The following is an 11862-nucleotide window of genomic DNA, read 5'->3' as shown; positions in this document are numbered from 1 at the left end:
ATCGCTTCGTCATCCTCGTCCTCGACGGGGCCGGCTATCACACAAAGCCCAATCTCGCCGTTCCAGACGGCATGCGTCTCGTCCATCAGCCGGCCTACACGCCAGAAGTCCAACCCGCCGAACACCTATGGCCGCTCGTCGACGAACCGCTCGCCAATCGATACTTCGAAACGCTCGGGGACCTCGAGCTCGTTCTCGAAAAACGCTGCCGCGAACTCGACCAACAACGCCAAACCGTCGCGGCGCATACAAGCTTTACATGGTGGCCCAAGCCAGTCAGGCCGACCTGATCACCCGAATCTGGTATGATACGGCGGGGCGAGCGAGGTCAATGTGCGCGCGACTTCGCGTCCCATCTCGTAGGTGACGAGAACGATGCTGAGCGTGCGAAACGTCGTCGGCACCTTCTCACGCGCTCAGAACGAGACCCTGCGCGACCAGACTGTCCACGAGGCCGTTGATGGTCGGGGTCTTGGCCATGTCATTGACCTCGACTTCCATGTCGAAGGCTTCTTCCAGCATGCCCACCATCACCGCCTGCTCCAGGGAATCCAGTCCGTAGGTATCGAAATCCGTATCCAGGTCGATCTGACTCGACGACAGGTCGAGTTCGTTAATGAGATATTCGCTAATCCACTGGGTGACAGCGGCGCGCTGGGGTTGCATCGTGTTCTCCAAACAGTCGGATCGAGGGAATTAGGATGAGGGCATGATCGCATCGAGGAATGTTTCGTCGGCGATCATTTCCAGGGCGCAATAGTGGTGATCGACACCAGCGAGCGGCAGGAGGCGGATGCCCGGAAGACCGGCGACGCGCTCGACCCTTTCGCAATCGCGGGCATAGTCCGCTCCGTAGTACAGGTCGACCACAAGTCCCGGTGCGGCGGCCATCTCTTCCTCGACAGTGCCGAAGCGGTCCCTCGAATCCCTGCTCGCTCCTGCCGAGGCATGACTGTTGCGTGGTCTGCGGCGAGGCGCGAGAGCCGTCATGGCGCCAAAGCCGACAACGCGCTCTGCTCCAAGACGCGCGCCATAGCGGATTGCCGAGAGTCCGCTCGCCGAGCCACCGACGGCGAGCGTGCGCGACGCCCCGATCGCTGCGAGTTCGGTGGCGATCGCCGCGACGCTCAGGCTCGGTGACGAGCCCAAAGTCCTGTAACCGTTGGCACCTTGAAGCATCGAGCTCGTGTCGCGCAGATAAATCACGTTCGCGGGCAGCGACGACAAGAGGGCATCGAGCATCTCCACCGGCAGCATGGTGAAGTTGCCGTTGAGGGTAAGGAATACGACGAGGGTGATGTCGGCGCCTGGCGTCGTGACCACCTGCATTTCCTTCGCCGGATCGTCGATGAGCCGGGCACGTTCCCATGTTTGTGGGGGAACCGTCTCAAGGAGACGTCGCAGAGCCATCATCTGCGGCGCCCAGTGCTCCTTGCCGAGTTGCAGCGACTGGAGGAGGTCAAGTGCGAAGTCATTCTCGCGCGCCTGCAACGCGGCAATTGCGGCCTCCGCCCGCAGCAGGCTCTTGCCGGATCGTTGGGCGGCGCTCCGCACTCTGGACGCCCATCGAGGCTGCAGGCGCCGCATTGATTGGCGAGATCCGCACCCCACGGCACCGCGACGACGCGTTCGGCCTGGATGGGCAGAAGCGGCATCGCAAGCTCGATTCCGGACCGGGTCGTGAGCCTCTCGAACCCCTCCCGGAACTCGGCATAGTCGAGGCCGATATTCATCGGATCCGCGTTGGCGCCCCTGACTGCGTCGGTCCGCCAGGCGATCGCCAGGCCGACCGCGCCGTCATCGAACACGATCGGCTGTTCGGATACGGTCCGGCAGTGTGCCCAGCCCAAGCTCCATCGTCGCCCAGGATGTCGATCTGAGAACCGAAACCGGCCTCATCCTCACACCAGCGTCTCGCCGACCAGACACTTCGGGTTGGAAAGCCGGTTCGATAGTAAAGCCAAAGGTCCCCGTCCGCTCCGCATCGCACCAGTGAAGGATAGCTCAGCCTGGCCATTTCGGCGTCGAGGTCGGCACCAGCATTCGTGAGACTGGCGAGCGGTTGTCCAGGATCGGCACTTCTGAAATAGGTCGGTTTGTTGACATGGGCGCCGCAAAAGACGTGGAGACGCCCGACCGGTCGGTCTGGAGAGCCGGCGTGTCGTGTGCGTCCCTGGGAGCCCGTGCAATGGGAAACCGCCTCATCTGAGCGGTCTCCGCTCCGTCGGCGACGCCGTATACGGCAAGCATCCCGGCATGATCGTAGAACGCGCCCCAGAGCATCGTGCCGGTCTGGACCAGCCCCTCGGTAGCGTATGTCTTGCAGTTGACACTGGAGCCGGCCCAGGCACTTCCAAGCGGCACGCAGCGTTCGGCACGCAGCTTGGCGAGGTGCTGCGGCTCGTCGCGGCCCGTGGTGCCTGTGACATCGTCGACCAATCGTCGGTCGTCCGGGGGGCTGTCGGTCATCTCTCCCCCCTGGTCCATCGATCGAGCGCATCGAGCATCTGGGCCGCACGCCCCTCCCAGGCGATCGCCCGCAGCGCCTGCCGATAGGCGTCATCCTGGGCCTCGATGTGCCGACGAAGACGATCGCGAAGTCGTCCGGTGCGATCCCCATCTTCGCGCGTTCGGCAAAACGGTCGAAACGCTCGGGATCGAATTCCCGCTCGTCACGGGCATGGCGCAGGATAAAACCGCCATAGCGCTGCTTGAGGGCGGCATTGGAGACCGTGACGGCGTCCGCCGCCACTCGAACCAACGCATCGCAGGCGCGCGTGGCCAGCGCTTCGTAAGGTTCGCGCAGCGCGTTCGGATCCGCCGCCAGATCGTCGAGAGAGACCGTCGTCCCGTCCGGAAAGAACGACAGTTCGAGATCGTCGACGTCGACGACCATCGGACAACCGCAGCGCGCCTTGATCATCATTCCCAGGAGGAGGGAGGGCAGGCGCGGCTTGGAAACGACGACGAGGTCGTAATGCTGCCCTGCCGTGAAGGCCAGCGCCGAGGGGTAGAAGTCCTCCAGGCCGACGGCCGGAATGGTCTTGATGTTCCGCGCACTCTGGGCAATCGGGGGCCAGAGTTTGCCTCCATAGCGCGTCCACAACGCACCGATCAGGTCGACCTGCCAGTCGTGTTCGAGGAGGTCGTAAAGGACGGCCCCGCGGCCGGCGGGATTATGGCCGAGATCCCAACAGACCACCGCCGCACGTCCGCGTCGCGTCTCGCCGTCGGGAAACGCCGGTCGGGCGGTCTTCGCGGGATGGGCCGCACCGTCCGCAGTCTGGTTGATCGCGCGTTCCAGGCGGCTGATCGATGCCTGCGCCTTCTTCGCCCACGTCGTCGCGACCTTGAGGTTGTGACTCAATCGAAGATTGCGAATCTTATCTGAATCGCTCATAGAAGTGAATTGGGAGAGATCCAGTCCGCATCGTTGACATTGACGTGTGAGACCATGAAGCCGAGGTCGCGCACATCGTCGCCGACCGAGGATTTCGGGGAACTGCTCCGCAATGACAGCGTGCCGGTGCCCGGGAGCGCGAGCGTAATCCAGAGCTCGCTCGATTGGCCGCGCGGAATGTCGAACTCCTGGAGAAGAACTCCGTCGAAATAGGCCGTCAGGCGTTTGGCGATTCGGCCGGCTATCTGTGGAAGATAGCAACGCAGGCCAAGCCGGCTGACCTCTTCCAGAAACAGGGACACCTCGCAGTCCACCCACCTGTCCTCCGGGAAGAAGCCGTCAAGCCAGGTCACGCAGCCAACGGAAACCGGCGACAGATGCAATGGTTCGGCGACATCCTGTCCTGCCGTGTCGATCTGTCTGACATCGCAATATCCGGCATTCGCCGTCGCGACGATCGCCCACCCCTCGAGCTTCGCGGCCTCGGCGACATCCTGCATCATCAGCGGTAGATAACTCGCAAGGGTTACGGCGTCGTCGACCTTCGGGACCCATCGCACTGCCCCACGCTTGCTGAGGTACCAGCGACCTTCGGCTGGGGAAAAGGTTAGGCACGGGCTCTGCTTGACCAAAACGTGTTCTCGGACCTTCCACTCCGGTACTCCGACGAAAAGAACGCGCTTAGTGAGCCGATTAATGATCGTGGCCGGCCAGAGTTCGCATTCACTGGCAGGTCGCCAATTGAACGTGGGCTCTTCTGGCTCCGGTGGGAAAATCCGTAAACGAAGGGATTCTCTAAGGCAACGTTATCGCGGCTGGAAAACGCATGCCCCATTTGGTCGCCGTTTTCGATCGGCTGGCATGAGCGTGGACCACTTGGGATCAACGCTCCCCACCGCGCCGCACGCCAATGAGGGGGCCCGTTCCAAAGCCGTTTGACATGTGTCGGCTCGCAGCTGTTTGTCGTCGCCGTCGAGCGTCTTCAGGCGCTTTCCATCCGGGCGACATTGCCGACGTATTCCCAAAGACGTTTCGGCGTCAGCCATTCCGGCCAGGCTCCGCCGTCCTTCGGTGTGGGTTTCGGGGGTCGCCGGCTTCAGCCATCGAGAAGGTCTTGCAGCCCGGAACTGAGAGCTGCCAAGGGGTCTTGCCGTTCTGCCGCGCGCCGGGCGAAAGCGCGGTGCCATTCCTGGTTCTCGCGAACCATCCGCTCGGCCGCCTCTTCGGCCGCCTTAATGGAATTCACCAGACCTCGTTCGGCCGCGATTCACGCCCGAAGCGAGGGCGAAGCCGGCGAGCGACGAGCGTGCGGAAAGTCCGTCACTTCGTCGCCGGCGACCGGCCATCGCATATCGAGTGCATCCGCCAGCCGGTCCAAGGCCGCCTTGGCGGCCACCACGTCGTCAGCCGGTCAAGGCCCGGAACCCTGGCTCGGGGCACGGGGCCGGCCAAGCGAATCGAGAGCCCGCCTGATCGCCAGGAGGTCTTCTTCGATCCGCATTGCCGGTTTCAGTGCTGACATGACGTCAGCTCGGTGCGTCTGTCGCCCCTACAGCTTGCGCGCCACGTGCTCGACGCGGAAGCACTCGATGATGTCGCCCTGGCGGATGTCCTCGTAGCGCTCGAAGGCCATGCCGCATTCCTGGCCGCTCTGGACCTTCTGCACCTCGTCCTTGAAGCGCTTCAGGGTCTTCAGCGTGCCCTCGTGGATGACGACGCCGTCGCGGATCAGGCGCACGCCCGCGCCGCGCTCGACCTCGCCCTCGGTGACGAGACAGCCGGCGACCTTGCCGACCTTGGTGATGTTGAACACCTCGCGGATCTCGGCATTGCCGATGAAGGTCTCGCGGCGTTCCGGCGACAACAGGCCCGACATCGCGTCCTTCACGTCATCCACGAGGTCGTAGATGATGTTGTAGTAGCGGATCTCGATACCGTCCCGCTCGGACGCGTCGCGCGCCTGCTTGTTGGCGCGGACGTTGAAGCCGATGATCGCGGCGTTCGAGGCCGCGGCGAGCGAGATGTCGGATTCGGTGATCGCGCCTGCGCCCGAATGGACGATGGTGGCGCGCACCTCGTCGGTCGAGATCGCATCGAGCGCCCCGATGATCGCCTCGACCGAGCCCTGCACGTCGCCCTTGATCAACAGCGGGAACTCCTTCAGCCCCGTGTCCTGCAGCTGCGACATCATCTGCTCGAGCGAGCCGCGCTGGCCTGCCGACTTCGCCACCTGCTTCTCGCGGGCGAGACGCTGGCGGTATTCGGAGATCTCGCGGGCCTTGGCCTCGTTCTCGACCACCGCGAAGCGATCGCCGGCATGCGGCGTGCCCTGCATGCCGAGGATCTCCACCGGCATCGACGGCGGCGCCTCCTTGAGCTGCTCGCCCTTGTCGTTGACGAGGGCGCGCACACGGCCCCATTCGTCGCCGGTGACGACGATGTCGCCGACCTTCAGCGTGCCGGTCTGGACGAGCACGGTGGCCACCGGACCGCGGCCCTTGTCGAGCTGCGCCTCGATGACGACGCCCTCGGCGGTGCGGGCCGGATCGGCCTTGAGGTCGAGGATCTCGGCCTGCAGCAGCACCGCCTCGAGCAGCTTGTCGAGGCCGGTTCCCTTGACCGCCGAAACCTCGACGTCGAGCACTTCGCCGCCCATCGATTCGACGAACACCTCGTGCTGCAAGAGGCCGCTGCGGACCTTGGCGGGATCGGCGTTCGGCTTGTCGATCTTGTTGATCGCCACGACGATCGGGACCCCCGCCGCCTTGGCGTGGTGGATCGATTCGATCGTCTGCGGCATCACGCTGTCGTCGGCCGCGACCACCAGGATCGCGATGTCGGTCGCCTGGGCGCCTCTGGCGCGCATCGCCGTGAAGGCGGCGTGGCCGGGCGTGTCGATGAAGGTGACCTTCTGGCCGCCCTGTTCGACCTGATAGGCGCCGATGTGCTGGGTGATGCCGCCGGCCTCGCCCGAGACCACCTTGGTATGGCGGATGGCGTCGAGCAGCGAGGTCTTGCCGTGGTCGACATGGCCCATGATGGTGACCACCGGCGGGCGCGACACCAGATGCTCCGGATTGTCCTCGACGTCGAAGATGCCGGACTCGACGTCGGACTCCGCCACGCGGTTGACCGTGTGGCCGAATTCGGTGGCGATCAGCTCGGCGAGATCGGCGTCGATGATGTCGCCCGGCTTCATCATCTGTCCCTCCTTCATGAGGAACTTGATGACGTCGACGGAACGCTCCGACATGCGGTTGGCGAGTTCCTGGATGGTGATGGTTTCGGGAATGACCACTTCGCGGGCAATCTTCTCTCGCGGCTGGTTCTGCTGCGAGCGTTTGAATTTCTCCTGGCGGCGCCGGATCGACGAAAGCGAACGGCCACGCGCCCCCTCGTCCCCGGACAGCGCCTTGTCGAGCGTCAGCTTGCCGCTGCGCCGGCCCTCGCCCCGATCCGGCCGGGTCGAGCGGGGAGCCTCGGTCGTCGCGCCCTTCGGCGCACGGCGGGCGGTGCCGGTGCGGCCGGCGCGGCCGCCCTCCTCGTCGTCGCCGATCGGACGCCGGCGGCCCTCGCCGCGCTCGGCGCGGGCGGCCGCCGCCTCGGCGTCGGCGGGCGACAGCGGCGCGGCTTCCTTGGCGGTGGTGGCCGTCGGCTTGTTGGAGCGGCGCGTCGCGGCGTCCGCCTCGGCCTTGCGGCGGGCTTCCGCCTCGGCCTCGAGCCGGGCCGTCTCCTCGGCCTGGCGGCGCTCGGACTCCTCGCGCTCGGCGCGGCGGCGTTCGTCCTCGGCGATGCGGCGCGCCTCTTCCTCCTGGAAGATGCGGCGTGCCTCGACCTCGCGCTGCTTGGCGATCTCCAGCGCCCTGCGGCGGGCGTCCATCTCGCGGGAGGAGAGGTCCGACAACACGGCGCCGCGGGGCTGGCGCTGACCGGAGGGCTGGCCCTGCGGCCCGCCGCGCCGGTCGTCGCGGCCCGTCGGCCGGCCGCCGCGGTCGCCGCGATGGTCGCTGCGCGGCCCCCGGCCGTCACCGCGGCCGTCACGCTGGTCGCGTCCGCCGGGCTGGCCGTCGCGGCCGCGCGCCGCCGGTGCCTGCGGCGCGGCTGCCTGGCCGGCGCGCTGGCCGGACGGCGCCGGCGCGGCGCTCCGCTGCTGCGGCGCCGGGCTGGTCGAGGCGGCAGCCGCGCGCGGCGGCTCGCGGGTCTCGGCGGCAGCCGGAGCCGCGACTGCTTCCGTGGTCTCGGTGGTCTCGCCGGAGGCCGGCGCGACCTCGGCGGCGCGTGCCTCGGCCGGCGCTGCCGGCACCTCTTCGGGCTTGGCCTCGCTCACCGCGGCGGCCGGGGCCTGATCAGGGGTCGTAGTCGCGGCCGGGGTCGCGGTCGGGGCCACCTCCTCGGCGGCGGGCGCCGCGACGGTGGCCTCGGCGGGCGCGACTTCGGCGGCGGGCTTTTCCGCTGCCGGGGCGGGCTTGCTGCCGAACTCGATCTGCTTCGGCCGGCCGCCGGTGTTCAGCGGCTGCGGCGCCGGGGCGATCTTCGGCGCGACGTGGCCCGCACCGCCGGAGGCCGGCGTGCGCTCCGCCTGCTGCGGCGCCTGCTGGGTCGGCGCCGGCTCGCCGGCACGCGGCTTCAGCCCCGCGGCGACGGCCGGCTTCGGCGCCGCCGTCTCCTCGGGCTTGTGGATCCGCCGCTTCTTGGTCTCGACCACGACATTCTTGGTCCGACCATGGCTGAAATTCTGCCGCACCGTCGACTGTTCGACGCCGCCGCGCTTCAGGGTCAGGGTCTTCTTCGAGCTCACATGGAGCGTCTTGTCGTCGCCGGACTTGGTATCGCTCATCTACGCTTCCACTTCCTGCGCGGGATCGGCCCCGCGCCCTTCGTCTTGCAGGAAGCGTCGCTTCAAGAGGCGCTTCCGATCGGTTGCAGTCGTCTCAACGGTCCGGCGTCGAGTCGCCGCCAACGGCGCCGTCGATCGCCTCCACGGGGTTTTCGCCCCGGTATCTGGCCAGCGCCTCGAGGCGCTTCAGGGCAGCCGAGCCCGCGTCACCGGCAAGGATGGCTGCATGTATCACATTCCACCCACCCAACGCCAAACTCATTTCGTCCGCGTCGAACGGTCGAAACAGCGCGATCGGGCGCCCGGTTTCACGCATTCCGGCGCGGCGCGCCGCGTCGAGCTTGCGCAGCCCGTCCGGGGCGGCGTCGCGGGCCTGGACGAGCGCCGCCGCACGTCCCGAACGCATCGCCGCCTCGACCTTCGCCGCGCCCGCGACCAGCTGGCCGGCCTTGCGGGCAAGGCCGAGCGATCCCGCCGCCTGCCGGGCGAGCAGCGCGTCGACCATCGCGCCGAGATCGGCCGGGGTCTCGACGCTGCCGCGGAAGGCCCGGGCGAACAGGCGCCGCTTCACCGCCTCCTCGACCGCCTCGCGCCGCATCGCGACATGCGCGCCGCGGCCGGGAAGCCTGCGCCGCAGGTCCGGCACGACCCGGTCGTCGGGATCGCGCACGAACCGGATCAGCGCGTCGGCATCGAGCCGCTGCCGGGTGACGATGCAACTGCGGGGGTTCAAGGTGTCGTCTCCCGCAAACACGTCGTCGTCCTGAAAGGCCGCGGCGCCGAGCCCGTCATCGGGCGCTTCAGTCGCGGCCATCGCCGTCGCCCCCTGCCGTTCCGTCACGCTCAGGCGGCGTCGGTCTCGACGGCCTCCGCCTCTTCCGAATCCTCTTCCTGCGGGCCCTGCAGATCCGCTTCGGTGATCCAGCCGGCCTTCAGCCGCGCCTGCAGGATCATCCGCTCGGCGTCGGCGCGGGCGACGTCGAAGCGGGTGAGCGCGCCGGGATAGCGCTTGGTCTCGCCGTCCTTGCGTTCGCTCCAGCCGGTGAGGTCGTCGACGGCGCAGCCGGCGAAGTCCTCGAGCGACTTGATGTCTTCCTCGCCGAGCCCGACCAGCATCTCGGTGGTCAGGCCGTCGATCTCCTTGAGCTCGTCGGCAACGCCGAGTTCCTTGCGGCGGGCGTCGAACTCGGCCTCGCGGCGCTCGAGATATTCGCGCGCCCTTGTCTGGATCTCCTGGGCGGTGTCCTCGTCGAAGCCCTCGATCGAGGCGACCTCGTCGAGATCGACATAGGCGACCTCCTCGACCGTCGCGAAGCCTTCCGAGGCGAGCAGCTGGCCGACCATCTCGTCGACGTCGAGGGCCTCCATGAAGGTCTCGGAGCGCTCCTGGAATTCCTTCTGGCGACGCTGCGATTCCTCCTCTTCGGTCAGGATGTCGATATCCCAGCCGGTGAGCTGCGAGGCGAGGCGCACGTTCTGGCCGCGGCGGCCGATGGCCAGAGACAACTGGTCGTCCGGCACGACGACTTCAATCCTCTCGGCGTCCTCGTCGAGCACCACCTTGGCGACTTCCGCCGGCTGCAGCGCGTTGACGAGGAAGGAGGCGGCGTCGGGCGACCAGGGGATGATGTCGATCTTCTCGCCCTGCAGCTCGCCGACCACGGCCTGGACCCTGGAGCCGCGCATGCCGACGCAGGCGCCGACCGGGTCGACCGAGGAATCCGACGAGACCACGGCGATCTTCGCCCTGGAGCCTGGATCGCGCGCCACCGCCTTGATGGTGATGATGCCGTCGTAGATCTCCGGCACTTCCATGGTGAACAGCTTCGCCATGAACTGCGGGTGGGTGCGCGACAGGAAGATCTGCGGGCCGCGCTGCTCGCGGCGCACGTCGTAGACATAGGCGCGGACACGGTCGCCGTAGCGGAACATCTCGCGCGGGATCTGCTCGTCGCGGCGGATGATGCCCTCGCCGCGGCCGAGGTCGACGATGACGTTGCCGTATTCGACCCGCTTCACCGTGCCGTTGACGATCTCGCCGACCCGGTCGCGGTACTCGTCGTACTGGCGGTCGCGCTCGGCGTCGCGGACCTTCTGGACGATGACCTGCTTGGCGGACTGGGCGGCGATCCGGCCGAAGTCCATCGGCGGCAGCTGCTCGGCGATGAAGTCACCGGGCTCGGCATCGGGATTCTTGTCGCGGGCGAGTTCCAGATAGATCTGCGTCGCCGGGTTCTCGACGTCCTCGACCACTTCCAGAAGCCGCTGCAGCTTCATCTCGCCGGTCTTGGTGTTGATGTCGACGCGGATGTTGGTCTCCTGGCCGTAGCGGGAGCGGGCGGCCTTCTGGATGGCGTCGGCCATGGCGCCGATGACGATGTCGCGATCGATCGATTTTTCCCGCGCGACCGCATCGGCGATCTGCAGAAGCTCGAGCCTGTTCGCACTGACTGCCATTTGTCCTGTCTCCTGATCGGGCGGCCGCCGAGATTCCTGCCGCGGGGCCTCACCCCAAAATGCGTCCGTTGCCGCCTGTCCGTGGCGCGCCGGCCGGATGGCCCGGGCGCGCCGTTGTCGTCGAGCGCCTCAGTGGAGGTCCGGTTCTTCCCCGCCCGCCGCGCCGGCTTCGCCGCGGCGCTTGCGGGCGGCCTTGTCGGCCTTCAGCGAGGCGGCGACGAGATCGTCGGTGAGCACCAGCCGGGCCTCGCCGATCGCGTCGAACGGAACGTCGACGGCGTTCGGCTCGCCATAGGCGGGCTGGTCCCGCTCGATCCTGATGCCGGCGTTTGAAACGGCGACGATCCTGCCGCGGAAGCGCTTGCGCTCGCCGATCAGCCGGTTCGCCTCAAGCTTCATCAGAAAGCCCGCCCAGGTCTCGAAGTCGCCGCGCCTGACGAGCGGCCGGTCGATCCCGGGCGAGGACACTTCGAGATGATAGGCCCGGTCGATCGGATCGGCGGCTTCGAGCACCGGCGACAGCGCCCGCGACACCGCCTCGCAGTCTTCGACGGTCATCGTCCCGTCCGGGCGCTCGGCCATGATCTGCAGCGTCATGCCGTTGAGACCCGAAATGCGGATCCGCACGAGACGATAGCCCGCGGCCTCGATCGGCGCCTCGACGAGGTCGGCGACCTTGGCCTCGAGGCCGTGTTCACGGATGATGCGCTGCTCGACCAGGCTGAAGCTCCTTCACGGATCGGCGGTGTCGCTGCGATGCCCGCCCGGACTGTCCGGGGCCGCCTCGCCCGGCCGGTCGGACCGGCCGGCCGTCTCGGCCATGCGGCGGGCAGGGCCGCAGCTCCTCCTCGAAATCTCGCACTCTTCCGAAGGCGTGCCGTACCGGCTGGCTTCGGGCCGCGCCGGCTTCCGGTAACAAAAAAGAGCGGGACCGGATGGACCCACTCTCACGACATCACCGCAGAGAATATGCGGCTCATATACTCCGCTCCGCCCGGCGCATCAAGAGCGATCTTCCGTCTGTGTGTCGCAGGCAGATTGGTTGTCCGGGTCATGGAGCAGATCAGTCGTCCGGGTCGGGTATCGCGCAGGCGGCGGCGCGACGATGAACCGGACGACCCGGCTGCAGGGCCACAGGATGAGGGAGTTTCGCGACGTTTTGAGCCGC

General features: G+C 67.3%; 9 protein-coding genes and 1 pseudogene. 2 read left to right on the top strand and 8 right to left on the bottom strand.

Translation table 11 applies throughout. The features are described from left to right. A pseudogene (locus J1C47_RS07125) lies at positions 1-290 on the top strand (IS630-like element ISAva6 family transposase); the annotation flags it as partial. Between the two features lie 118 nt (positions 291-408). Here J1C47_RS07125 and J1C47_RS07120 read toward each other — a convergent pair. From J1C47_RS07120 to J1C47_RS07110, 3 genes are all read right to left on the bottom strand, one after another. Continuing rightward, positions 409-666, bottom strand: coding sequence for an acyl carrier protein (locus tag J1C47_RS07120; protein ID WP_207350041.1), 258 nt, complete (start codon positions 664-666; stop codon positions 409-411). A 30-nt stretch (positions 667-696) separates the two neighbouring features. Beyond that, a complete protein-coding gene (locus tag J1C47_RS07115) occupies positions 697-1554 on the bottom strand; it encodes a hypothetical protein (protein ID WP_207350040.1) in 858 nt (285 codons plus the stop codon). Positions 1555-2004: 450 nt separating this feature from the next. Next, entirely contained in the window at positions 2005-2469 is a 465-nt protein-coding gene (locus J1C47_RS07110) for a hypothetical protein (protein WP_207350039.1), read from the bottom strand. Positions 2470-2680: 211 nt separating this feature from the next. On the opposite strand from J1C47_RS07110, the gene J1C47_RS07105 reads away from it, so the two are divergent. Beyond that, positions 2681-3391, top strand: coding sequence for a hypothetical protein (locus J1C47_RS07105; protein WP_207350038.1), 711 nt, complete (start codon positions 2681-2683; stop codon positions 3389-3391). Positions 3392-3396: 5 nt separating this feature from the next. On the opposite strand, the gene J1C47_RS07100 is transcribed toward J1C47_RS07105, so the two are convergent. The 5 genes from J1C47_RS07100 to rimP all read right to left on the bottom strand — a co-directional run bounded on the left by J1C47_RS07100 (position 3397) and on the right by rimP (position 11414). After that, positions 3397-3903: a hypothetical protein gene (locus tag J1C47_RS07100; protein WP_207350037.1), complete on the bottom strand. Its 507-nt coding sequence runs from the start codon at positions 3901-3903 to the stop codon at positions 3397-3399. Between the two features lie 1046 nt (positions 3904-4949). Then, complete coding sequence (gene infB / locus J1C47_RS07095; protein WP_207350036.1) at positions 4950-8237, bottom strand: translation initiation factor IF-2; 3288 nt, start codon at positions 8235-8237, stop codon at positions 4950-4952. Between the two features lie 94 nt (positions 8238-8331). Beyond that, positions 8332-9051, bottom strand: a complete 720-nt coding sequence (locus J1C47_RS07090; protein ID WP_207350035.1) for an RNA-binding protein — start codon at positions 9049-9051, stop codon at positions 8332-8334. A 29-nt stretch (positions 9052-9080) separates the two neighbouring features. Beyond that, positions 9081-10694, bottom strand: a complete 1614-nt coding sequence (gene nusA, locus J1C47_RS07085; protein WP_207350034.1) for a transcription termination factor NusA — start codon at positions 10692-10694, stop codon at positions 9081-9083. A 129-nt stretch (positions 10695-10823) separates the two neighbouring features. After that, positions 10824-11414: a ribosome maturation factor RimP gene (rimP, locus tag J1C47_RS07080; protein WP_207350061.1), complete on the bottom strand. Its 591-nt coding sequence runs from the start codon at positions 11412-11414 to the stop codon at positions 10824-10826. Positions 11415-11862: the final 448 nt, after the last annotated feature.

The sequence above is a fragment of the Jiella sonneratiae genome (assembly GCF_017353515.1).
Classification (GTDB): Bacteria; Pseudomonadota; Alphaproteobacteria; order Rhizobiales; family Rhizobiaceae; genus Jiella; species Jiella sonneratiae.
This window is presented reverse-complemented; position numbering and strand designations above follow the sequence as displayed.